This window comes from Microbacterium meiriae, assembly GCF_032364335.1.
GTDB classification, from domain to species: Bacteria; Actinomycetota; Actinomycetes; order Actinomycetales; family Microbacteriaceae; genus Microbacterium; species Microbacterium meiriae.
The window spans coordinates 332,286-356,140 of record NZ_CP133984.1 but is presented as its reverse complement, the minus strand read 5'-3'; the positions used below and the strand labels follow the sequence as shown (position 1 = coordinate 356,140).

The following is a 23,855-nucleotide window of genomic DNA, read 5'->3' as shown; positions in this document are numbered from 1 at the left end:
TCAGGACTCCATCTGGCGCGTGCGCGGGTCGAGGTAGGCGTAGACGACATCGGCGAGGATGTTGGCCACGAGCACCGACAGCGTGATCACGAGGAACACGCCCTGCATGAGGGCGAAGTCCTTGGCGTTGGTCGCGTCGAGCAGCAGCTTGCCAACGCCGGGGTAGCTGAAGACCATCTCCATGACGATCGTGCCGCCGACGATGAAGCCGATCGACAGCGCGAAGCTCTGGATCTGCGGGAGCACGGCGTTGCGGGCCGCGTACGCCCAGAGCACGCGTCGGTTGGGCATGCCCTTGGCCTGGGCGACGGTGATGTAGTCGTCGTCGAGCACCGTCAGCATCATGTTGCGCATGCCGAGGACCCAGCCGCCGAGCGAGGCGACGACGATGGTCAGCGCCGGCAGCGTGCCGTGCATGATCACCTGGCCGATGAAGTCGAGACTCCACTCCGGCGATTGCCCCTTGTCGTAGGCGTGCGATGAGGGGAACCACTTCAGGGCCGAGGAGAAGATCGCGATCGCGATGAGTCCGAGCCAGAAGTACGGGATCGTGTTGAAGAACGTCGTGACCGGGATGATCGCGTCGAGCCTGCTGCCCCGCTTCCATCCCACGACGGCTCCGAGCAGCGTGCCGATCGCGAACGAGATGATGGTCGCGATGCCGACCAGCCCGAGCGTCCAGGGCAGGGCGGCGGCGAGCACCTCGGCGACCGGCCGCAGACCGTGCAGGGTCGAGATGCCCAGGTCGCCGCGCAGCAGCATCCCCCAGTACTCGAGGTACTGCTGCCAGATGGACTTGTCGGTGTCGATGCCGAGCAGCACACGCAGCGCATCTGCCGCCTCGGGGCTCACGGTGCGGTTGCGCGCGAGGTACGAGCTGACCGCATCCCCCTTCATGAGCCGAGGCAGGAAGAAGTTGATCGTGATCGCCGCCCACAGCGTGAACAGGTAGAAGGCCGCGCGACCGGCGAAGAAGCGCCACGGCACCGGCCGCCTGGTGCGCTCCGCCGTGGTCGCGGTGGTGCCGACCTCGAGGGCATCGCGGGCGACGAGGTCGTTGTCGTCGAGCTGGGGGAATGCCGTGCTCACAGGGCGCCTCCGTTCGATGCCGCTGCGGCGAAGTGCTTCTCCGGATCGGGAGAGGCCGCGCGCAGCTCGCGGGTGTACGGATCCTGCGGGTTGAGGATCACGTCGTCGGCAGTGCCGTACTCGACCACGCGCCCCTGGTTGAGGACCATGATCTCGTCGCTGAAGTGTCGAGCGGTCGCCAGGTCGTGCGTGATGTAGAGCACGCCGAGTCCCTCCTCGCGCTGCAGGTCGGCCAGCAGGTTCAGCACGCCGAGCCGGATCGACACGTCGAGCATCGACACCGGCTCGTCGGCGACCAGGAGCGAGGGACGCGAGGCCAGGGCACGGGCGATGGCCACACGCTGCCGCTGGCCGCCCGACAGCTCGTGGGGGCGGCGGTCGATCACCGCGTCCGCATCGAGGCGCACCCGGTCGAGAAGCCGACGCACCTCGTTCTCGGTCTCCTTCTTGGGCACCACGTCGTCGAGGCGGATCGGCCGCTCCAGGTGGTAGCGGATCGAGTGGTACGGGTTGAGCGAGGCGAACGGGTCCTGGAACACCATGCGCAGTTGCTGACGGTACTTCCGCAGGCCTCTGCCGCGGCGCGGGATGGGCGTGCCGTCGAGCAGCACCTCACCGCTGGTCGGGGTCTCGAGCTGGGTGAGGATCTTCGCGATCGTGGACTTGCCGCTGCCGGACTGTCCGACCAGGCCGATCGTCTGCCCGGATGTCAGCGTGAAGCTCACGTCGTCGAGGGCTTTGATCTGACCGGCGCCTCGGACGTTGTACGCCTTCGTGACGTGACGGAATTCGAGGGTGGTCATCGCACCAGCACCCCTCTCTCCCCGGTGAGCCGGGGGAACGACGACAGCAGGGTCTTCGTGTACTCGTGCTCGGGCTGCGTCCAGATGCGCTCCGCCGTATCGAGCTCGATGATCTCTCCTTCGCGCATGATCGCGATCCGGTCGCTGATCTCCAGCAGAAGCGGAAGGTCGTGGGTGATGAAGATCACCGAGAAGCCGAACTCGTGCCGCAGCTGGGAGATCTGCGTGAGGATCTCCCGCTGCACCAGCACGTCGAGCGCGGTCGTCGGCTCGTCCATGACCATCAGCTGCGGCCGCAGCGCGAGGGCCATCGCGATCATGACGCGCTGGCGCATGCCGCCGGAGAGCTCGTGCGGGAAGGAGCGGATGCGCTGGCGCCCGACCTTGACGATCTCGAGCAGCTCCTCGGCCTCGGCACGCCGCTGCGTGCGGTTCATGTCGGGGCGGTGGATCTCGAACACGTCCTCCAGCTGCGAGCCGATCGTCGCCACGGGGTTGAGGGCGTTCATCGCGCCCTGGAACACCATCGAGACCTTGTCCCAGCGGAATCGCTGCATCGCGTCGACGTCCAGCGCGTTGATGTCGATGTCGACACCGGTCACATCGTGGAAGGTCACGCTGCCGCCGGTGATGACGGCCGGAGCGCGCAGCAGGCGCTGCACCCCGTAGGCGAGCGTGGTCTTGCCGCAGCCGCTCTCACCAGCGAGGCCCAGGATCTCGCCGCGCTGCAGTTCGAGGGTCACGTTCTTCACCGCCTCGACGGGCGGATCGACGTCGTACACGACGGAGAAGTCGCGCACGGTGAGCAGGGGATCTGACATGGGGTGTCCTTCGTGGGGGGGCGGGCCCTTCGACAGGCTCAGGGACCCAGAGATGGGTGGCTGAGCCTGTCGAAGCCCCGCCGTGGGTGGCTGAGCCTGTCGAAGTCCTACTCGGCGGGCTTCAGCTTCGTGAGGATCTGCACGATGTTCGGCTGCGTCGGGTCGGCGGACGCGTAGGTGTCGTCCTCCGACGGCCAGCCGACGTAGTTGCGCGTGTTGAACTCGCCCAGCAGCGGGTGGGCGCCCAGCGGGATGGCCGGCACCTGCTCGGAGAAGATCGTCTGCAGCGTGTCGATGGCGGTGGTGCGCTCCTCGTCGGACGAGGCGTTGGCGTAGGTGTTCAGCGCGGCGGTCGCCTCCGGGTCGTCGAAGCGGCCGAAGTTGAAGCCGGCCTTGCCCTCGGGCGAGATCCACCGCGGATCCATGGTCGAGGTGTAGAGGCCGTACGCCGTGCCGCTGTCCTCCAGCCAGTGGATGATCGCAGAGAACGTGCCGTTGTCGCGGGGGTCGGCCCAGCCGCCCCAGTCGGGCATGTCGATCTTGACCTCGGCGCCGATGCCGTCCTTCACGTCCTCGGCGATGAGCTCCTGCGCGGTGTTCCAGTCGCTCCAGCCGGACGGGACGGAGAGCGTGAACGAGACGGGCGTGCCGTCGGGGTCGATCAGCGCGTCGTCCTTCCACGTGTACCCGGCGGTCTCCAGCAGGTCACGCGCCTTCTCGGCGTCGACCTTGTAGTCGACGCCCTGGAACTCCGGCTGGATCTCGTCTTCGAGGATCGACGACAGTCCGGTGACCGACCAGACCGGCTCGCTGGCCCCCTCGCGCGCGATGTCGACGTAGGCGTCGCGGTCGATCACCCAGGCGAGCGCCTGACGGAAGGCGGGGTCGTCGAACGGCTTCTGCTGCAGGTTCATGAACAGCGTGGCGGAGCCGGTGGTCGGAGAGGCGAGGAACTTGTTGTGCTCGGGGTCGGCCGAGAGGAACTGCTCCTCGATCTGCGGGATGAACGCCTGCGCCCAGTCGGCGTCGCCGTTCGCGAGGGCCGTGGTGAGGGCGGTGTTGTCGCCGTACGAGACGTAGTGCAGCTCCGGCACGGCGAGGTCGCCGCCCCAGTAGTCGTCGCGCGCGTCGAGCGTGACCGACTCGGTCGACCAGTTCGCCATCGCGTAGGGGCCGGTGCCGACGAGGTCGTCGCCCGTGACGGGGTCGGTGGCCGGGTCCTCGAACTTCTCCCAGATGTGCTTGGGAACGATCGGCACGTGCAGCACTCGTGCCTGGTTGACGTACTTGGAGTCGCCGAAGCTCAGCACGACCTTGTCGCCGTCGACCTCGGCCCCCTCGTACTTGAGACCGGCGGTGTCGAGGGCGGGGATCGAGGCGGTCTCGAAGGAGAAGACGATGTCGTCGGCCGTGAACGGCTCGCCGTCGCTCCAGGTGACGTCCGCGCGCGGGACGACCGTGAGCTGCGTGTAGTCGTCGTTCCATTCGAGGCTCTCGGCGAGCCATGGCGTGGTACCGCGGTCTCCCGTCTGGTTCACCAGGGCCAGGGTCTCGAACACGACCTTGGCGTAGCCGTATTTCGATGCCGCGGAGTCCCCGACGAACGGGTTGTTCGACTCGGTGGTGATCGCACCGTCGGGCTTCGCGATGGTGAGGGATGCGGATCCGGCACCGTCGCCGGATCCACCGCCTGCCGAGCATCCGGCGAGCGCGGAGACGCCGAGGACGGCGACCGCGCTGGCGGCGATCAGGGTTTTCGTGAGCTTCATTGCTTCTCCTTGGGCACGGGTCCTTGTGCGGCGACGCGGCCGACGGATCGCCTCCGACCGCGCTTTTGCTTACTGTCGAGAAAGTAAGCTGTGGAGAGGTTACCGAGGAGTAAGTTGGTTGGCAAGCAGAGTGCGACGAGGGGAGGTGGGCTCATGACGGACGATGTGCACACGGTCCGGGTGCGCCCGGCCACGCGGGAGAAGCGCGAGCAGATCCTCAAGGCGGCGGTGGAGATCTTCGGCAACAAGGGCTCGACGAACGGCACCCTCGCCGATGTCGCCGAACAGGTCGGCATCACCCACGCGGGCGTCCTGCACCACTTCGGCTCGAAGCAGAAGCTCCTCCTCGAAGTGCTCGCCTACCGGGATCAGGCCGACGTGGCCGACCTCGCCGAGAAGCACATCCCCGACGGGCCGGAGCTCTTCCTCCACCTCGTCCGCACGGCGTTCGCCAACGAGAAGCGGCCGGGCATCGTGCAGGCCTACACGGTCCTGTCCTCCGAGTCGGTGACCGACGACCACCCCGGCCGCGAGTACTTCGAGGACCGCTACACGACCCTGCGCCGGGAGGTGACGGCGGCGTTCGGCGAGCTCTGCTCCCAGGAGGGCGTGACCGAACCCGCGACCATCGCCGCCGCCTCGGCCGCCATCCTCGCCGTGATGGACGGACTGCAGCTCCAGTGGCTCCTGCACCCCGGAGTGGTCTCCCTCGGCGCCGCGAGCGAGTTCGCGATCCGCGCGATCGTGAACGGCGTGCTGCATCCGGGACCGGCCCTGGAGTCCTACGCGCGGCCCTGACCTCCCGGCTAGGCTCGGGCGCATGGCCATCGACCTCGAAGCGCTCTACATCGATCTGCACCAGCACCCGGAGCTGTCGTTCCAGGAGACCAGGACCGCGGGCATCGCCGCCCAGCACCTGCGCGACCTGGGGCTCGACGTCGAGGAAGGTGTCGGCGTGACCGGCGTGGTCGGCGTGCTGCGCAACAACCCTTCGACGAGCTCAGGGACCCAGGATGGCCCTTCGACGAGCTCAGGGACCCAAGAGGAGGAGTTCCCGCGGCCGGTCGTGTGGGTGCGCGCCGACATGGACGCGCTGCCGGTCGAGGAGCAGACGGGTCTGGCGTACGCGAGCACCGCGAAGGGCGTCGATCCGGCCGGCACGACCGTGCCCGTGATGCACGCCTGCGGCCACGACATGCACGTCACCGCGATGATCGGGGCCGTGGAGAAGCTGGTCGCCGAGCGCGCGGAGTGGTCGGGCACCCTCGTCGTGCTCATCCAGCCCGCGGAGGAGTACGGCGCCGGCGCCAGGGCCATGCTCGACGACGGCCTGCTCGCCCGCTACCCGAAGCCCGACGTGGTGCTCGGTCAGCACGTCACCCCGCTCCCGGCGGGCATCATCGGCGTGCGCAGCGGCACCCAGATGGCCGCCTCCGACGGCCTCACCGTCACCCTGCACGGCCGCGGCGGCCACGGCTCCCGCCCGCACGCCACGATCGACCCGGTCGTGATGGCGGCCGCGACCGTGATGCGCCTGCAGACGATCGCCTCCCGCGAGATCGACCCGCAGGGCGTGGCCGTGGTGACCGTCGGATCGATCCACGCCGGACTCAAGAACAACATCATCCCGGCCGAGGCGAAGCTGGAGCTCAGCCTCCGCTATCCGAACGAGGACGCGCGCGAGAAGGTGCTGAAGAGCGTCGAACGGATCGTGCGCGCCGAGGCCATGGCGTCCGGTGCCGAGCGCGAGCCCGAGATCCACACGCAGCACACGCTGCCCGCCACGATCAACGACGAGGAGGCGACGGCGCGGGTCTCCTCGGCGCTGCGTCGCGCGCTCGGGGACTCGGCCGTCGTCGACCCCGGCATGTTCACCGGCAGCGAGGACGTCTCGTGGTTCGCGCGCGACGCCGAGGTCCCGCTCGTGTTCTGGTTCTGGGGCGGCGTCGACCCCGCCCGATTCGCCGAGGCTCTTGCGGCGGGGACCGTGGAGAAGGACATCCCCACCAACCATTCACCCTTCTTCGCGCCGGAGATCCATCCGACGATCGAGGTCGGGGTCACCGCGATGTCCGCGGCCGCCCGCGAGTTCCTCGCCTGAGGCGGGGCGCTCAGACCTCGACGACGCGCGGCGCAGGCGGAGGAGGCGGGGCGAGCTGTCGCTGCGGCACGCCGTGCGCCTCGCGGTGCAGCCGCTCCATGCGGGTGTCGAGCTCGGCGGCGGCATCGGCGGCATCGCTGAGGCTGTCGACGAGGTGCGCGGGCACCTGGTTGGAGAACTTGTAGTAGATCTTGTGCTCCAGGCTCGCCCAGAAGTCCATCGCGATGGTGCGGAACTGCACCTCGACCGGTACGGCCAGCGCCCCGGTCGAGAGGAAGACGGGGACCTCGATGATGGCGTGCAGGCTCTTGTACCCGTTCGGCTTCGGATTCGCGATGTAGTCCTTGACCGTGCGGACGGTCACGTCGTCCTGCGCGGTCAGCAGATCGAACAGGCGGTAGACGTCGGCGACGAAGCTGCACGTCACCCGCACGCCGGCGATGTCGGTGATCTCCGTGCGGATGCGATCGAAGTCCGGGTCGTCGATGCCCTTCCTGGCGATCTTCTCGACGATGCTGTCCGGCGACTTGAGCCGGCTCTTGACGTGCTCGATGGGGTTGTACGCGTGGTCGTGGGTGAACTCGTCGCGGAGGATCGAGATCTTCGTCTCCACCTCGCGCATCCCGAACTCGTACTCGCGGAGGAAGCGCTGCAGCTGGTCGCGGAGCTCCTTCGCCTCGGAGATCAGGTGCTCGTCGACCGGGATCACGCTCATGAGGACGACGTTATCGATCCGTGATCGGAAACCCCTGTGGATTCGAGAGCGTCACGCGGGCGTCCTCGAGGTGCTGGCCGGAGAGCAGGCCGGGAAGCCCACGACCCTGGCGGGTGGTGAACAGCAGCACGATCGCGACGAGGATCAGCAGCGAGGAGAGGGCGTCGAACACCCCGCCGAGCATCCCCAGCGCCGTGAGTCCGCCGATGCCGCCCGCCCAGCGCAGCAGCCGGGCGAGCGCGGCCGGCAGTCGCGACCCGGTGTAGCGCAGCTGCACGGCGAGATCTCCCACCGAGCGGCCGGTGACGAGGATGACCACGAGCCACAGGGCACAGGCGGCCGCCGTGCTCACCGTGCCGGCGAGGGTGCCGTCGAGCACGGCCTGGCGGTCCTGCACGACGTACTCGAGCCAGAGCTGCACCGCGACGCCCCCGGCGAGCACGACGAAGCCGTTCGCGAGCCCGTCGCAGAGCATCGCCAGCGCGCGGCGACCGCGCGTGACGGGACGGGGCTCATCGGCGTCCGCACGGGCCTGAACTCCGCGCAGCGACCGTGGCACCACGAGCGCGAGGACGGAGCCGAGGACCGCTCCGGTCGTGTTCGTCATCAGGTCGCCCACGTCGAAGAAGCGGTAGGCGCACGGGTACAGCCCCCAGACCCCGGTGAGCTGGGTGGTCTCCACCAGCAGGGACAGACCGAACCCGACCACGAGGGCGGTGGGGAGGCCGCGGCCGCCCAGCACGCGGAGGAACGCTCCGAGCGGGACGAACAGCAGTACGTTGAACACGAGTTGGAGCAGGGCGGGCTGGCGCAGCGGGTTGCCCGGAGCGGCGAACGCCTTCTGCACGTCGCGCACGACGGACATCGGGTCGGTGATCGCCCCCACGCAGCGGATGGTGTCCGGGTCGGGAAGCGGCAGCAGCGTGTACGTCCAGATGGCCCAGAAGTAGACGAGCGCCGCGAGCCAGAGCAGCGTGCGTCCGAGCGAGAGGCGTCCGCGGCGGCGGTAGCTGATCGCGACGAAGGGCACGAAGAGCACGACGCCCACAGCGAGGCCGATCGCCACGGCGATGACGCCCAGAACCACCTGATCCCCCACTGACGCAAGGATACCGGGAGGCCGTGAGGATTCCGTGAGGGAGCGCCACCGCGCCGTAGGGATTCCGTGAGGATCGCGTGAGGGCGGCTGCGGTCGGCGTAGTGTCGCCGGACGTGTCAGAACAAACGAGGCCGACCCCGGACGCGCCGCCGCGCGCCAAGCGCATCCTGCTCGGCGACCCGCTCACGAGCGCCCAGGTCGACGAGCAGCTCCTCCCCAAGCGCATGGCGCTGCCGATCTTCGCCTCGGACGCGCTGAGCTCGGTGGCCTACGCCCCGCAGGAGCTCGTGATGATCCTGCTCATCGGCGGCCTCACGTTCCTGTCCTTCACTCCCCTCGTCGCGGCGGCGGTCGTCGTGCTGCTGCTCGTGGTGGTGCTGAGCTACCGGCAGCTCATCAAGGCGTACCCCTCCGGCGGCGGCGACTACGAGGTCGCGTCGAAGAACCTCGGCGAGGTCCCCGGGGTGATCGTGGCCGCAGCGCTCCTCGTCGACTACGTGCTGACGGTGGCGGTGTCGGTCGCCTCCGGGGTGGACAACATCATCTCGGCGGTGCCGGGTCTCGATCCTCTTCGCGTGGAGCTCGCCGTCGGCTTCGTCGTGCTCATCATCATCGTGAACCTCCGCGGGGTGCGCGAGGCCTCGCTCGTGTTCGCCATCCCCACGTATGTGTTCATCGGCTCGGTCGGCGTCATGATCGTCACCGGGCTCGTCCGCACGGCCCTCGGCGACGCCCCGGTCGCCTCCAGCGCGGAGTTCGCCGTCCAGGCCGAGAGCCTCAGCCAGGCGGCCGTACTGCTGCTCATCCTCCGCGCGTTCTCCAGCGGCTGCTCCGCGCTGACCGGGGTCGAGGCCGTGTCGAACGGCGTCCCCGCGTTCCGGGCCCCGAAGGTGCGTAACGCCCAGTCGACGCTGGTGCTCATGGGCACCATCGCGATCTGCCTGTTCTCCGGCCTCACCGCCCTCGCCCTCATCGCCGGCGTGCACTACGCCGAGAACCCCTGCGACCTCATCGGCTTCGACTGCACGACCCCGCAGCCGAGCCTGATGGCGCAGATCGCGGCGGCGACGTTCGGCGGCGGCAGCATCCCGTTCTTCATCGTGCAGGCGGCCACGGCCTGCGTTCTGCTCCTCGCGGCGAACACCGCGTTCAACGGCTTCCCCCTGCTCGGCGCCGTGCTCGCCCGCGACGGCTACGCCCCGAAGTCGCTGAACACCCGCGGCGACCGGCTCGTGTTCTCCAACGGCATGATCCTCCTCGGGATCGCCGCGATCGCCGTGCTCGTGGTGTTCCAGGCCCGGCTGACGACGTTGATCCAGCTGTACATCATCGGCGTCTTCGTCTCCTTCTCCCTGGGCCAGATCGGCATGGTGCGGCACTGGCGACGGCTGCTGCGCGCACCCGTCCCCCCGAACGGCGACGGCGCCGCGGACCGGCGTTCCGCGCGGGTGGGGCTGCTCATCAACTCCGCCGGGGCGACGCTGACGGTGCTCGTGCTCGTCATCGTCACGATCACGAAGTTCACGCACGGCGCCTATCTCGTGTTCTTCGCCATCCCGGTGCTGGCGTTCCTGATGATCGGCGTCAAGCGCTACTACCGGGATGTCGAGCACGAGATCGCGATCGACGACACCACCCGGTTCGGCGCCTCCGGCGACGTCGCCATCGTCCTCGTGAACCATCTGCAGAAGCCGGTCATGAAGGCCATCGACTACGCGATCGCCGCCAAGCACGACAAGACCCTCGCGGTGCACGTGGCCGTCTCCCAGGAGGACGCCGCGCGCCTGCAGCAGGAGTGGGCGGACCACCTCGTGCCGGTGCCGCTCGTGATCGTCGAGTCGCCGTACCGCTCGTTCGCGCAGCCCGTGACGCAGTTCATCCGGCAGTACCGCGAGAAGCACGGCTCCTCGGTCGTCACGGTCTACCTGCCGCAGTACATCGTGGGGCACTGGTGGGAGAACTTCCTGCACAACCGGCGCGCCCGTCGCCTGGCGAACCAGCTCATGCTCGTGCACGGGGTGTCGATCACCCTGGTGCCGTGGCTGCTCGACTCGTCCGAGCTCATCTACGGCCGGCGCTCCCGTCCGCTTCCCGGCCAGGAGCGGGCGGGCAGGCCCGTCGTGGTGGCCGGCCGCCGCGCGCACCGCCCCGCCGGGCCGCCGTCCGGATCCTGACCCTTCGCGGCGGTCAGGATCCGGCGAGGACCGCGCCGAGGATCGCCGCAGCCTCGGGGAAGCGGGACGGGTCGGCGCTCGCGTAGTTGAGCCGTACGTACGCCCCCGACGGCTCGGCGGGGAACCACTCGCTCCCCGGCGCGATGACCAGGCCGCGCGCCGCGCACTCGCGGACGACGGCCGCGGCATCGGTGCCGTCCGGCAGCCGGAGCCACAGATTGAGCCCGCCGACCGGCACGACCTCCACCAGAGCGGTCGGCGCCTGGGCGGCCAGGCACGACAGCAGGAGATCGCGCCGCGAACGCAGCTGCTCGCGGAAGCCGCGGAGGTGTGTGCGCCAGGCCGGCTGGGTCACCACGTCGAGCGCGGCCGTCTGCAGGAGGCCGCTGACGTACATCGATTCCGCCGCGCGATCGGCGAGGATGCGGTCCCTGGCGGGACCGCGCGCGATCACCGCCGCCACCCGCAAGGACGGCGACACGCTCTTCGTCAGCGAGCGCAGGTAGACCACGTGACCGTCGTGGTCGGAGGCCGCCACGGGACGGGGCTCGGCGTCGATGCCCAGGTCGTGCGCCCAATCGTCCTCGATGAGGAACGCCCCGTGACGACGGACCGCGTCGAGGACGGCCTCCCCGGTCGCCGCCGGCCACTGCGCGCCGGTGGGGTTCGCGAACGTGGGCTGCGCGTAGAACGCCCGGGCTCCGGTCTCGGCGAGCGCCCTGTCGACCGCGTCCGGATCCGGGCCCTGCGGACCGGAGGGGACGGGAACGAGCACGACCCCTGCCTGCTCCGCCGCGAGCAGGGCGCCCCAGTACGTCGGCGACTCGATGAGCAGCGGCCGGCCGACGCCGACGACCGCCCGGAAGATGGAGCTCAGTCCGCTCTGACTCCCGGAGATGATGACGGCGTCGCGGGCGGTCGGCACCGTGATCCCGGCCGGGGCCGCCGCGGCCAGCTCCGCCGCGAACCACTCCTGCAGTCCGGGCTCGCCGGCCGCGGGCGAGCGGGTGAGGGCGGACGCGGTGCGGGAGGCGCGCACGAGGGCCTGGCGGACGAGCCGCTCGGGGAGGAGATCCGGAGCGGGATACCCGGAGTGCAACCCGATCGCGTCCGGCGAGGTCGGGCGCTGCGCCGAGGAGAGACCGTCGAGGCGCACGGCGGCCGCTCCGAGCGCCCCGGCCTGCCAGCCGTAGTCGGCCGGCAGGACCGTGCGCGCCGCGCGCACGAAGGTGCCGACGCCGGGCCGCGCCTCGACGAGCCCGAGGCGGACGAGCTGCTGCACCGCCTTCTGCACGGTCACGGGGCTCGCCGCGTACTCGGCTGTCAGCGCGCGGTTCGAGGGGAGGCGGGCTCCGGGAGCGGCAGCGGCGATCCAGGTCCGGAGGCCGACCACGATGCGTGCGGTGCTATCCTGACTCATGAAAGAACACAGTAGCGTTATCCGTCCGAACGGAACACTGCTATCCCGCGCCGCCGGTCCCGCCTGGGGCCTCCTGGGCGTCGTCGCCTTCTCGTTCACGCTCCCGTTCACCCGGATCGCGCTCGGGGGCGGGCTCTCGCCGCTGTTCATCGGCTCCGCCCGCGCGGTCGTCGCCGCTGTGCTCGCCGCGCTCGTCCTCCTCGTCACACGCCAGCAGCCGCCGAGCCCGGTCCAGTGGGCGCGACTCGCGATCGTCGCCCTCGGAGTGGTCGCCGGCTTCCCCCTGCTGACCTCGTTCGCCATGACCACCACGCCCGCGAGTCACGGCGCGGTCGTGATCGGCCTCCTCCCGGCCGCGACCGCGGTCGCCGTCGTGCTGCGCACCCGGGAGCGCCCGTCCCCCTCGTTCTGGGTCTTCGCACTCCTCGGCGCCGCCGCGGCCCTCGTCTTCGCGACGCTGCAGAACGGCACGCCCGGCGCGCTCCGCCCCGCCGACGTCCAGCTGTTCGGGGCCGTGATCGCCGCGGCCGTCGGCTACGCGGAGGGCGGCCTGCTCGCGCGCGAGCTCGGTGCCTGGCAGACGATCTCCTGGGCACTCGTGCTCGCCGCTCCCGTCATGCTCGCGGTGGCCATCGCCGCCGGGGTCGCCGCACCGCCCGTCGCCACCCCCACCGCCTGGCTCGCGTTCGCCTACCTGGCCGCGGTCAGCATGTTCCTCGGATTCGTCGCCTGGTACCGCGGCCTCGCGATCGGCCCCATGGCACAGGTGAGCCAGATCCAGCTCGTGCAGCCCGTCATGGGCATCACCTGGGCAGCCTTCCTCTTCCACGAGGACGTCGGCCTGGCCACGGTGCTCGGCGGACTCGCGGTCGTCGTGTGCGCCGGACTCGCCGTCCGCACCCGCAGTTCTCCTCCCGCCCCCACCCCCACCCCCACCCGACAGGAGGCGCCATGCGTCACACCCCCCGCTACCTCATGACCGACCCGGAGGAGGTCAAGCGCCTCATCCGCGCTCACCCGTGGGCGACGTTCGTCTCGCCGACCTCCACCGGTCTCGTCGCCTCGCACTACCCCGTTCTGCTCGACGAGGACGAGGACGACATCGTGCTCGTGAGCCACTTCGGACGCCCGGACGACGAGCTCCACGAGCTCGGGCGACACGAGGTCCTGGTGATCGTCCAGGGGCCGCACGACTACGTGTCCTCGAGTCTGTACGCGCCGGGAGACCTCGTCCCGACCTGGAACCATGTCACCGCTCACCTCTCCGGCGCCCCCGAGATCCTGAGCGCGGAGGAGAATTACGCCATGCTCACCCGGCTCACCGACCACTTCGAGGGTGGGCAGCCGCACGGGCGGAGCCTCGCGGAGGACGAACCCGGCACCCGGCGAGCGGCGAAGGGCACGGTGGGCCTCCGGCTCCGGATCACCCGGTTCGACGCCCGCGCCAAGCTCAGCCAGAACAAGGCCCCCGAGGTCCGCGAGCGCATCGCCACCCGCTTCGACGCCGCTCACCCCGCGCTGGCCGCCGAGATGCGTCGCGTCTGACCCCCGTTCGAATCGCGCACTGTGCTCCATCTCGGCCGGATATGCAGCACAGTGCGCGATTCGAAGGGGGTCAGGAGGCTGCCAGGGCCAGCGTGGCGAGGACGACGGTGGGGACCGCGGCGACGACCCCCCAGAGGGCGAAGCGGCCCCAGCGGAGCTCCACCCCGAGCGCCGTCACGCGATGGTGCCAGAGGAGCGTCGCGAGCGAGGCCCACGGCGTGACGAGCGGACCGAGGTTCACGCCGATCAACAGAGCCATCAGGGCGACCGGGTCCCCTGCCGCGGGTTCGAGCACGAGGTAGGCGGGGAGGTTGTTGATCGCGTTCGCGCTCACGGCCCCGAGCGCGGCGAGCCGGAACAGGTCGCCGAGAGAGTCGCCGTTCGCGGTCGCCGAGGTCAGGAAGTCGAGCAGCCCCTGCGCGTGCGCGGTCTCGACCAGCACGAACAGCGACGCGGCGAGCGCGAGCGCCTGCCACGGGACGAGCGAGAGCCGCAGGGCCCGGCGACGACGGACGGCGAAGAGCGCGATCAAGGCGAGAGCCGCGACCGAGGCGGGGATCCACACGTCGGGGGTCAGCGCGAGCAGTGGCATCAGCACGAGGAGGATGCCGGTCGCGCTCCAGAACAGCAGGGGGTCGGCGGGGCGCCGCGCCACCGGCGTCTCGTACGTGCCGAAGACCGTGCGCCGATGCAGGACCGTGAGGATCGCGACGGGCACCAGTATCCCCACGAGCGTGGGCGCCCAGCTCAGCGCGATGAACGCCCCGGGGCCGTCCCCCATCGCGGGCGCGGCGAGCAGGTTGGTGAGGTTCGAGACCGGCAGCGCGAGGGACGCGGTGTTGGCGAGCCAGACGGTGGCCAGGGCGAACGGCAGCGGCGAGACGCCGATGCTCTGCGCCAGGACCACCACGACCGGGGTGACGATCACGGCGGTCGTGTCGAGCGAGAGGAACACGGTGCTCACCACGGCGAGCACGACCACCAGCGCCCACAGCACCAGCACCCGCCCGCGGCCCCAGCGCGCGAGGCGCTGCGAGACGACGTCGAACACCGCCGCGTCGCGGGCGAGCTCGGCGACGATCGTGATCGCGACGACGAACCCCAGCACCGGCGCGATCCGCGCCCCGAGCGCACCGGCATCCGTGCGCGGCAGGAACCCCGTGAGCACGCACACGAGCGCGATCACGACGAGCCCGGCGACGATCCCCGCGCCGACGCCGATCCGCATCCGTCCGATCCCCACCTCGTGAGCATAGGGCCGGCGCCACCCTTTCGAATCGCGCACCTGGCTGCATCGGCGGCGGGTTGGGGACCAAGTGCGCGATTCGAAGGCAGGAGGTGTGAGCAACCCGCATGCATCCAGGGGACGGGCGTAGGGGAACCGTGAGGATCGACGGATGCGGCCGGCCGGCGCAGTTGGATCGAGGACGTGCTCGACATCATCTACCTCACGCTGACCCTGGCGCTGTTCGCCCTCGTGTCCCTCATCGCCAAGGCGGTGGACCGCGCATGATCGTCTTCGAGATCCTCGCCGCCGTCCTCGCCGTCGCCGCGGTCGTCTACCTGGTCGTGGCGCTCGTCGCCCCGGAGCGCTTCTGATGGACGCGACGGTCCTCTTCGGCGTCCTCCAGATCACGGCCGTCGTGGTCGTGCTCGTGCTCCTCTACCGCCCCCTCGGCGACTACATCGCGCACGTCTACACCTCCGGGCGCGACCTCCGCGTCGAGCGCGGGCTGTACCGGGTGATCGGGGTCGACCCCCGCTCCGAGCAGACCTGGCGCGCCTATGCCCGCAGCGTGCTGCTGTTCTCCCTCGTCGGGCTCCTGCTCCTGTACGGGCTGCAGCGGCTCCAGGCCTTCCTCCCCGCCTCGCTGGGCCTGCCCGCCGTGCCGGAGGGACTCGCGTTCAACACCGCCGCCTCCTTCGTCGCGAACACCAACTGGCAGTCCTACTCGCCCGAGCAGACCATGGGCTACACGGTGCAGCTCGCGGGCCTCACCGTGCAGAACTTCGTCTCCGCCGCGGTCGGCCTCACCATCGCCATCGCCCTCATCCGCGGTCTCGCACGCCGCGGCTCCGCGACGATCGGCAATTTCTGGGTCGACCTCACCCGCGGTCTGGGGCGGCTGCTCCTCCCGCTCGCCCTGATCGGCGCGGTGGCCCTGCTCGCGGGCGGCGTGATCCAGAACGTGAACGGCTTCACCGACGTCGCCACGGTCTCCGGCGGCACGCAGACGATCCCCGGCGGTCCGGTCGCGTCGCAGGAGGCCATCAAGCTGCTCGGAACCAACGGCGGCGGCTTCTTCAACGCGAACTCCGCCCACCCCTTCGAGAACCCGACCGGGTGGACGAACCTCCTCGAGGTGCTGCTGATCCTGGTGATCCCGTTCGCCCTCCCCCGCGCGTTCGGCCGACTGGTCGGCGACCACCGGCAGGGCTACGCGATCGTCGCGGTCATGGGCACCCTGTTCCTCGCCTCGCTCGCCGCGCTCTCGGCGCTGGAGCTGGCGGGACGCGGTTCCGCCCCCGAGCTCGCCGGGGCGGCGATGGAGGGCAAGGAGCAGCGCTTCGGCATCCTCGGCTCGACCCTCTTCGGCAGCGCGAGCACCCTCACCTCGACCGGGGCCGTGAACTCGATGCACGACTCGTACACCGCGCTCGGGGGCATGATGCCGATGCTGAACATGATGCTCGGCGAGGTCGCTCCGGGCGGCGTCGGCTCGGGTCTGTACGGGATGCTCGTGCTCGCGATCGTTGCGGTCTTCGTCGGGGGGCTGCTCGTCGGCCGCACCCCGGAGTGGCTCGGGAAGCGCATCGGACCTCGGGAGATGACCCTCGCGAGCCTCTACATCCTCGTGGTCCCGGTGCTCGTCCTCGGCGGCACGGCCCTGAGCTTCGCGATCCCCGGGATCCGGGAGGACGTGGAGTCCACGAGCATCCTCAACCCGGGCGTGCACGGCATGAGCGAGGTGCTCTACGCGTTCACCTCCGCCGCGAACAACAACGGCTCCGCGTTCGCGGGGCTCACCGCGAACACTCCGTGGTTCAACACCGCCCTGGGCGTCGCGATGCTGCTCGGGCGCTTCCTCCCGATCGTGCTCGTGCTGGCTCTCGCCGGGTCGTTCGCCGCGCAGGAGCGGGTGCCGGCCACGACCGGCACGCTCCCCACCCACCGGCCGCAGTTCGTCGGCCTGCTCCTCACCGTGACCGTCGTCGTGACGGCCCTCACCTACTTCCCCGTGCTCGCACTGGGACCGCTCGCCGAAGGACTCTGACCATGACCCTCCTCACCACCCCTCCGGAACAGCCGGACGCCCCTGCCGTCCCCGCCCGTCCGCCGCGCTCCTTCGGCGGCGCCCAGCTCGTGCAGGCGCTCCCCGGTGCCGTCCGGAAGCTCAACCCCGCGACGCTCGTCCGCAACCCCGTGATGCTCCTCGTCTGGGTCGGCGCCGCGTTCACGACCGTCCTCGCGATCGCGGAGCCCTTCCTCGGCGGGCCCGCCTCCTCCGGCGGCACCCCCGTCCCGGCGGCGTTCACCTGGGGCATCGCGCTCTGGCTCTGGCTGACCGTGTTCTTCGCGAACGTCGCGGAGTCGGTCGCCGAAGGGCGCGGCAAGGCCCAGGCCGCGAGCCTGCGGAACACCCGCACCCAGACGATGGCGCGACGGGTGGTGGGCCCTTCGACAGGCTCAGAGACCCAGAACATCGGCTCGGGGACCCAGGGGGACGCCGGGTGGGTCGCCGAGCTCGTCGAAGCGCCGACGGAGACGGTGTCGTCGGCGGAGCTGCAGCGCGACGACCTCGTGATCGTCTCCGCGGGCGAACTGATCCCGGGCGACGGCGACATCGTCGCGGGCATCGCTACGGTCGACGAGTCGGCCATCACCGGCGAGAGCGCCCCCGTCGTCCGCGAGTCCGGCGGCGACCGCAGTGCTGTCACCGGCGGCACCCGGGTGCTGTCGGACCGGATCGTCGTGCGCATCACGTCGAAGCCCGGCGAGACGTTCGTCGACCGCATGATCGCCCTCGTCGAGGGGGCGAGCCGGCAGCGCACCCCGAATGAGATCGCGCTGAACATCCTCCTCGCGAGCCTGTCGATCGTCTTCGTCGTCGTGGTCCTCGCGCTGAACCCGATCGCGTCGTACGCCGCGTCGCCGGTGAGCATCCCCGTCCTCATCGCCCTGCTCGTCTGCCTCATCCCGACCACCATCGGCGCCCTCCTCTCCGCCATCGGCATCGCGGGCATGGACCGGCTCGTGCAGCGGAACGTGCTGGCGATGTCGGGGCGGGCGGTGGAGGCCGCGGGCGACGTCACCACGCTGCTCCTCGACAAGACCGGCACCATCACCCACGGCAACCGCCGTGCCCACGCCGTGCTGCCGCTCACCGGGGTGGACGCCGAGGAGCTGCTGCGCACCGCCGCCCTCTCCTCGCTCGCCGACCCGACGCCGGAGGGCGCATCGATCGTCGAACTCGCCGCCGTCCGCGGGATCCGGGTCGAGGCCCCGGCGGACGCCGTCGTCGTCCCGTTCACCGCGCAGACGCGCATGAGCGGTCTCGACCTCGCCGACGGCACGCAGATCCGCAAGGGTGCCGCCTCGGCCGTGGCGGCCTGGCTGGGGCAGACCCCCGATGACGAGCTCGCGACCCTCACCGACGACGTCGCCTCGAGCGGCGGCACGCCCCTCGTCGTCGCGGTGCAGGGCCCTTCGACAGGCTCAGGGACCCAGCCGGACCCAGGCCCTTCGACAGGCTCAGGGACCCAGCCGGACTCAGGCCCTTCGACAGGCTCAGGGACCCACTCCGATTCAGGGACCCAGTCCGTCGAAGCGCGGATCCTCGGGGTCGTGCACCTCAAGGACATCGTCAAGGACGGCCTCCGAGAGCGGTTCGACGAGCTGCGCAGCATGGGCATCCGCACGGTCATGATCACCGGCGACAACCCCCTCACCGCGAAGGCCATCGCGGCCGAGGCCGGCGTCGACGACTACCTCGCCGAGGCCACCCCGGAGGACAAGCTCGACCTCATCCGCCGGGAACAGGAGGGCGGACGTCTCGTCGCGATGACCGGGGACGGCACGAACGACGCCCCCGCGCTCGCCCAGGCCGACGTCGGCGTCGCGATGAACACGGGCACCTCGGCGGCCAAGGAGGCCGGCAACATGGTCGACCTCGACTCCGACCCGACCAAGCTCATCGACATCGTCCGCATCGGGAAGCAGCTGCTCATCACCCGCGGCGCGCTGACGACGTTCTCGCTCGCGAACGACATCGCGAAGTACTTCGCCATCATCCCGGCGATGTTCATGGGGGTGTTCCCCGGACTCGCGGCGCTGAACATCATGCAGCTGCATTCCCCGGCCTCCGCGGTCACGAGCGCGATCATCTTCAACGCCATCGTGATCGTGTTCCTCATCCCGCTCGCGCTGCGCGGCGTGAAGTACCGGCCGGCGAGCGCCTCGCAGATCCTGCAGCGGAACCTGCTCGTCTACGGCCTCGGCGGCGTCATCGCCCCGTTCGTCGGCATCAAGCTCATCGACCTCCTCGTCAGCCTCCTCCCCGGCTTCTGACCGGGCCTGAAAGGAACGCCATGTCGTCCACCACCCGCACCACGATGCGCACCGCCGGTGTCGCCGTCCGCGCGATGCTCGTCCTCACCCTCGTCCTCGGCGTCGGGTACACGCTGCTCGTCACCGGCATCGGCCAGCTCCTCCTCCCCGCACAGGCGAACGGCTCGATGCTCCCCGGCGACCGGGGCAGCGCGCTCCTCGGCCAGTCCTTCACGGATGCCGACGGTGAAGCCCTGCCCGAGTACTTCCAGTCCCGCCCCTCGGCGGCCGGCGACGGGTACGACGGGGCGTCGTCCGGCGGCAGCAACCTCGGGCCGGAGAACCCCGACCTCGTCGCCGCCCTCGCCGCACGGAAGGCCGAGATCGCCGCGAGGGAGGGCGTCGATCCGTCCGCGGTCCCCGCGGATGCCGTGACCGCGTCCGGCTCCGGCCTCGACCCGCACATCAGCGTCGCGTACGCCCTGCTCCAGGTGCCGCGGGTGGCCGCCGCCCGCGACCTGTCCGAAGACGAGGTGCGGGCCCTCGTGGAGTCTAGGATTCAAGGGCGGGACCTGGGGTTCCTCGGCGAGGAGCGCATCAACGTCGCGGAGCTGAATCTCGCACTCGACGACCGGGAGGGTGCATGAGCGCAGAGCGGCCGCCGCGCCCCGCGACGGACCGGAACCGCCGCGGACGACTGCGCGTCCTCCTCGGCGCCGCGCCGGGCGTCGGGAAGACCTTCGAGATGCTCGCCGAGGGTCGGCGGCTCCGCGACGAAGGCCGCGACGTGGTCATCGCGATCGTGGAGACCCACGGCCGTGCGGCCACGGCCGCCCTCACCTCCGGTCTGCCCGAGGTGCCGCGGCGCGAGGACGCCCATCGCGGGGTCACCCTCTCCGAGCTCGATCTCGATGGGGTGCTCTCCCTCGCCCCGGAGATCGCTCTGGTGGACGAGTTCGCGCACACGAACGCCCCCGGCTCGCGGAACCCCAAGCGCTGGCAGGACGTCGAGGAGCTGCTGGACGCGGGGATCGACGTCGTCACCACCGTGAACGTGCAGCACATCGAGTCGCTGAACGCGGTCGTGGAGAAGATCACCGGGATCGCCCAGCGCGAGACCATCCCGGACGCGGTCGTCCGCGCCGCCGACGAGATCGAGGTCGTCGACCTCGCACCGCAGACGCTCCGCGACCGCCTCGCCGCCGGCCTCGTCTACCCCGCGGAGCGCATCGACGCCGCGCTCTCGCACTACTTCCGGCTCGGCAACCTCACCGCCCTGCGGGAGCTCGCCCTGCTGTGGCTCGCCGACGAGGTCGACAGCGCGCTCCGCAGCTATCGCGCGGAACAGGGCATCGCGGGAGCCTGGCAGGCGCGCGAGCGGGTGGTCGTCGCCCTCACCGGCGGCCCGGAGGGCGAGACGCTGCTGCGCCGCGGGGCCCGCATCGCCGCACGCTCCGCCGGCGGGGAGCTGCTCGCCGTGCACGTGACCGCCCAGGACGGACTGCGCGACGAGACCCCCGGCGCCCTCGCCGCGCAGCGCTCCCTCGTCGAGTCCCTCGGCGGCACGTACCACCAGGTGGTCGGGGACGACATCCCGGCGACGCTCGTCGAGTTCGCGCAGGGTGCCGACGCCACGCAGCTCGTGATCGGGGTGAGCCGGCGCGGCCGCCTCGCCGCCGCCCTCACCGGGCCGGGGATCGGCGCCGAGGTCATCCGCCGCTCGGGCGACATCGACGTGCACATCGTGACCCACGCCGCTGCGGGCGGCCGGCTCGCCCTCCCCCGCATCACCGGCGGTGCGCTCGGCTGGCGTCGGCAGGCGCTGGGCTTCGGCGTGGCCCTCGTGTTCGGCCCGCTGCTGTCCTGGCTGATGTTCACCGTCCGCAGCCCCGAGTCGATCACGGCGGAGGTGCTCGCCTACCAGCTGCTCGTCGTGGTGGTCGCCCTCATCGGCGGCATCCGTCCCGCCGTGTTCGCGGCGGTGCTCTCCGGCATCACCCTCGACTTCCTCTTCGTCGCCCCGCTGTTCACGATCACGATCGCGCACCCGCTGCACGTGCTCGCGCTCACCCTCTATGTCATCATCGCGATCCTCGTGAGCCTCATCGTCGACCAGGCCGCCCGCCGGGCGCGGACCGCGCAGCGGGCGACCGCCGAGGCGGAGCTCCTCGCGGCCGTCGCCGGGAACGTGCTCCGCGGCGACAACGCCGTGCTCGCCCTCGTCAGCCGCACGCGGGAGGCGTTCGGGCTGAGCGGGGTGCGGCTGCTCACCCCCTCCGGCGAGGTGCTGGCCAGCGACGGCGAGCCGGTACCGGACGGCCGCGCCACCACCATCCCGGTCGGGGTCGCGTCCGGTGGCGGCCCGCGCGCCGTGCTGGAGCTCAACGGGGAGCCGATCGCCGGTCCGGAGCGCCGACTGCTCGACGCGATCGTCGCCCAGCTCTCCGCCGCCATCGAGCACACCGATCTCCGCGCGACCGCGCGGGAGGCGGAAGCCCTCGCCGAGACCGACCAGGTCCGCAGCGCCCTGCTCTCCGCCGTCAGTCACGACCTGCGCCGGCCGCTGGCCTCGGCGGTCGCCGCGATCGGCGGGCTCCGCGGCGCGCACGGCCTGTCCGCGGAGGACCGCGCGGAGCTGCTGGAGACCGCGGACGAGAGCCTCGCGACCCTCTCCGCCCTCGTCACCGATCTCCTCGACGTGAGCCGCGTGGAGGCGGGAGTGCTCGCGGTCTCGGCCCAGCGGATCGACGCGGCCGGCCCCGTGCTCGCCGCGGTGGACGAGCTCGGTCTCGGCCCCGCCGACGTCGAGCTCGCCCTGGACCCCGACCTGCCGCCGCTGCACGCGGACCCCGTGCTCTTGCAGCGGGTACTCGTGAACGTGCTCGCCAACGCCCACCGTCACGCTCCCGACGGCAGTCGCGTGCTCGTGTCAAGCAGCCGGCTGGGGGATCGGGCAGAGCTCCGGATCATCGACCGCGGCGAGGGCATCGCGCCGGAACGCCGCGATGCCGTCTTCCAGCCGTTCCAGCGTTTCGGCGACACCGACAACACAGCGGGGCTCGGGCTCGGGCTCGCCCTGTCGCGCGGTTTCACGGAGGGCATGGGCGGTAGCCTGACTCCGGAGGACACCCCAGGGGGCGGACTCACCATGGTCATCTCCCTGCCGCTCGCCGCAGGGTCTTCCGACACGGAGGGGACGGAGTGAAGCTCCTCATCGCCGACGACGACCCGCAGATGGTGCGGGCGCTGCGGATCACCCTCGCGGCGCACGGCTACGAGGTCGTCGTGGCCGCCGATGGCGCCGCCGCGATCGCCGCCGCAGCGCAGAGCCATCCCGACCTCATCATGCTCGACCTCGGCATGCCCCGCCTCGACGGCATCGAGGTGATCCAGGCGCTCCGCGGCTGGACGAGCGTGCCCATCATCGTCGTGTCGGGGCGGACGGGCTCCGCCGACAAGGTGGAGGCGCTGGACGCCGGGGCGGACGACTTCGTCACGAAGCCCTTCCAGGTCGACGAGCTGCTGGCCCGGCTGCGGGCGCTCTCCCGCCGCGCGGTCGCCGCGAACGGTGAGTCCGTGGTCGCGTTCGGGGACGTCGTCGTCGACCTCGCCACGAAGACCGTGACCCGCGCCGGCACCCGGGTGCACCTCACGCCGACCGAGTGGCGGATGCTCGAGCACCTCGCGCGGCATCCGGGCGCGCTGGTGACCCGGCAGGATCTCCTCAAGGAGATCTGGGGCAGTGCCCAGGTGTCCGACTCCGGCTACCTGCGGCTCTACATGTCCCAGCTACGCAAGAAGCTGGAGCGCGAGCCTTCGACGCCCGTCCACCTGCTGACGGAGTCGGGAATGGGCTACCGGCTGGTCCTCTAGCGACCGAGCGGCGCGCGGTCGTGCGTGCCCGCGACGCGACGCCGCCGGAGGACCGCCACGACGCCGACGACGACGAGCAGGACCGCGACGATGATCGCAGTGATGGCGGTGGCCGTGCTCTCCGGCTCACCGGTGAGCCGCCCGACCGCGAGCCAGCTCAGGCCCCAGGCGGTGGCGAGCGCCGGAGCGAGGCGGCCGGTGAACCAGGCCGACGCGGCACCGATCACCAGCACGACCACGAGCACGGCGACGGCCCAGGCGTCGGGGGCGTCCGCCCCGAGGCCCGGGGCGGTCTGCGTGAGCCAGGCGGCGGTGTTGGCGACCGTCGCGATCGTGACCCAGCCGAAGTGCAGGCCGTTGGCCCCGTCGGTGAGGAGGCGATCAGCGAGATTGCGGGCGGGGAACCGGCCGAGGAGCACGATGACGCGGGCGAGCGTCGCGAGCAGGAGCGCGATCACGAGCACGGTCAGCCACAGCGTCAGGTAGCGCGCGGTCACGAGCCAGAGGCCGTTGAGCACCATCGAGAGGGCGATCCAGCCGCCGACCGCCTGCTGTCGCTCGTCGCGGCGCTGCGCGGGGAGGGCCTGCCACACGGTATAGGCGAGGAGTCCCACATAGATGAGCGACCAGATCGAGAAGGCCGGTCCGGCGGGCGCGAGGTACGAGCCTTGGGCCGAGAGCGCGCCGTTCTGCAGCTCATCGACGGAGTCACCGCCGAAGGCGCCGGCGCCGATGGCCGCGGCGATCAGCATGAACACGGCGGCGGCGATCACGAGGCTCTGGCGGGCGATGCCCTTCGTCGAGGTCTCCATGCCCGCACCCTACGCCGGACGGGGAAGGAAGGGAGTGGCCTTGACAGTGCCCCTTCGTTTCGCTAACCAGGTTAGCGAGTGGAGGC

General features: G+C 71.0%; 20 protein-coding genes. 11 read left to right on the top strand and 9 right to left on the bottom strand.

The features are described 5' to 3' along the window. The 4 genes from RI211_RS01665 to RI211_RS01650 form a co-directional block, all read right to left on the bottom strand. The gene (locus RI211_RS01665; protein ID WP_315638152.1) at positions 1–1,089 is read right to left on the bottom strand and encodes an ABC transporter permease; all 1,089 of its coding nucleotides are present in this window, start codon (positions 1,087–1,089) and stop codon (positions 1–3) included. Beyond that, positions 1,086–1,892 (bottom strand): ABC transporter ATP-binding protein, encoded by an 807-nt coding sequence (locus RI211_RS01660; protein WP_315638153.1) that lies wholly within the window; start codon positions 1,890–1,892, stop codon positions 1,086–1,088. Before RI211_RS01660 ends, RI211_RS01665 begins: the two co-directional genes overlap by 4 nt. Continuing rightward, positions 1,889–2,713: an ABC transporter ATP-binding protein gene (locus RI211_RS01655; RefSeq protein WP_315638154.1), complete on the bottom strand. Its 825-nt coding sequence runs from the start codon at positions 2,711–2,713 to the stop codon at positions 1,889–1,891. Before RI211_RS01655 ends, RI211_RS01660 begins: the two co-directional genes overlap by 4 nt. A gap of 107 nt (positions 2,714–2,820) precedes the next feature. After that, positions 2,821–4,482: an ABC transporter substrate-binding protein gene (locus RI211_RS01650; protein WP_315638155.1), complete on the bottom strand. Its 1,662-nt coding sequence runs from the start codon at positions 4,480–4,482 to the stop codon at positions 2,821–2,823. 153 nt (positions 4,483–4,635) lie between these two features. Between RI211_RS01650 and RI211_RS01645 the strand changes: the two genes are divergently transcribed. Both RI211_RS01645 and RI211_RS01640 read left to right on the top strand, forming a co-directional pair. Then, entirely contained in the window at positions 4,636–5,280 is a 645-nt protein-coding gene (locus tag RI211_RS01645) for a TetR/AcrR family transcriptional regulator (protein WP_315638156.1), read from the top strand. A 22-nt stretch (positions 5,281–5,302) separates the two neighbouring features. After that, complete coding sequence (locus tag RI211_RS01640; protein ID WP_315638157.1) at positions 5,303–6,583, top strand: amidohydrolase; 1,281 nt, start codon at positions 5,303–5,305, stop codon at positions 6,581–6,583. A gap of 10 nt (positions 6,584–6,593) precedes the next feature. On the opposite strand, the gene RI211_RS01635 is transcribed toward RI211_RS01640, so the two are convergent. Both RI211_RS01635 and RI211_RS01630 read right to left on the bottom strand, forming a co-directional pair. Further along, complete coding sequence (locus RI211_RS01635; RefSeq protein WP_259954947.1) at positions 6,594–7,298, bottom strand: GTP pyrophosphokinase; 705 nt, start codon at positions 7,296–7,298, stop codon at positions 6,594–6,596. A gap of 10 nt (positions 7,299–7,308) precedes the next feature. Then, positions 7,309–8,397, bottom strand: a complete 1,089-nt coding sequence (locus RI211_RS01630) for a VanZ family protein (RefSeq protein WP_315638158.1) — start codon at positions 8,395–8,397, stop codon at positions 7,309–7,311. A gap of 224 nt (positions 8,398–8,621) precedes the next feature. Here RI211_RS01630 and RI211_RS01625 point away from each other — a divergent pair, with 224 nt between their 5' ends. Further along, complete coding sequence (locus tag RI211_RS01625) at positions 8,622–10,571, top strand: APC family permease (protein WP_396654939.1); 1,950 nt, start codon at positions 8,622–8,624, stop codon at positions 10,569–10,571. Positions 10,572–10,584: 13 nt separating this feature from the next. Here RI211_RS01625 and RI211_RS01620 read toward each other — a convergent pair whose 3' ends face one another. After that, a complete protein-coding gene (locus tag RI211_RS01620) occupies positions 10,585–11,991 on the bottom strand; it encodes an aminotransferase-like domain-containing protein (protein WP_315638159.1) in 1,407 nt (468 codons plus the stop codon). Between RI211_RS01620 and RI211_RS01615 the strand changes: the two genes are divergently transcribed. Further along, entirely contained in the window at positions 11,990–12,970 is a 981-nt protein-coding gene (locus RI211_RS01615) for a DMT family transporter (RefSeq protein WP_315638160.1), read from the top strand. The two genes, RI211_RS01620 and RI211_RS01615, sit on opposite strands and share 2 nt — an antisense overlap. Continuing rightward, positions 12,943–13,536, top strand: coding sequence for an FMN-binding negative transcriptional regulator (locus tag RI211_RS01610; RefSeq protein ID WP_315638161.1), 594 nt, complete (start codon positions 12,943–12,945; stop codon positions 13,534–13,536). The genes RI211_RS01615 and RI211_RS01610 overlap by 28 nt, the downstream gene beginning before the upstream one ends. Before the next feature lie 70 nt (positions 13,537–13,606). On the opposite strand, the gene RI211_RS01605 is transcribed toward RI211_RS01610, so the two are convergent. Further along, positions 13,607–14,764 (bottom strand): SLC13 family permease, encoded by a 1,158-nt coding sequence (locus tag RI211_RS01605; RefSeq protein ID WP_396654940.1) that lies wholly within the window; start codon positions 14,762–14,764, stop codon positions 13,607–13,609. Between the two features lie 281 nt (positions 14,765–15,045). On the opposite strand from RI211_RS01605, the gene RI211_RS01600 reads away from it, so the two are divergent. From RI211_RS01600 to RI211_RS01575, 6 genes are read left to right on the top strand one after another with little or no spacing between them, the layout of a single operon-like run. Then, the gene (locus RI211_RS01600) at positions 15,046–15,135 is read left to right on the top strand and encodes a potassium-transporting ATPase subunit F (protein WP_036292752.1); all 90 of its coding nucleotides are present in this window, start codon (positions 15,046–15,048) and stop codon (positions 15,133–15,135) included. Then, the gene (kdpA, locus tag RI211_RS01595) at positions 15,135–16,811 is read left to right on the top strand and encodes a potassium-transporting ATPase subunit KdpA (protein WP_315638163.1); all 1,677 of its coding nucleotides are present in this window, start codon (positions 15,135–15,137) and stop codon (positions 16,809–16,811) included. Before RI211_RS01600 ends, kdpA begins: the two co-directional genes overlap by 1 nt. Positions 16,812–16,813: 2 nt before the next feature. Further along, a complete protein-coding gene (gene kdpB, locus RI211_RS01590; protein ID WP_315638164.1) occupies positions 16,814–19,105 on the top strand; it encodes a potassium-transporting ATPase subunit KdpB in 2,292 nt (763 codons plus the stop codon). A 20-nt stretch (positions 19,106–19,125) separates the two neighbouring features. Next, positions 19,126–19,731, top strand: a complete 606-nt coding sequence (kdpC, locus tag RI211_RS01585) for a potassium-transporting ATPase subunit KdpC (protein ID WP_315638165.1) — start codon at positions 19,126–19,128, stop codon at positions 19,729–19,731. After that, positions 19,728–22,289 (top strand): ATP-binding protein, encoded by a 2,562-nt coding sequence (locus RI211_RS01580; protein ID WP_315638166.1) that lies wholly within the window; start codon positions 19,728–19,730, stop codon positions 22,287–22,289. Before kdpC ends, RI211_RS01580 begins: the two co-directional genes overlap by 4 nt. After that, positions 22,286–22,957, top strand: a complete 672-nt coding sequence (locus tag RI211_RS01575) for a response regulator (RefSeq protein WP_187663044.1) — start codon at positions 22,286–22,288, stop codon at positions 22,955–22,957. Before RI211_RS01580 ends, RI211_RS01575 begins: the two co-directional genes overlap by 4 nt. Here the strand turns inward: RI211_RS01575 and RI211_RS01570 are convergent. Continuing rightward, complete coding sequence (locus RI211_RS01570; RefSeq protein ID WP_315638167.1) at positions 22,954–23,769, bottom strand: TspO/MBR family protein; 816 nt, start codon at positions 23,767–23,769, stop codon at positions 22,954–22,956. The genes RI211_RS01575 and RI211_RS01570 overlap by 4 nt on opposite strands. Positions 23,770–23,855 lie beyond the last annotated feature (86 nt).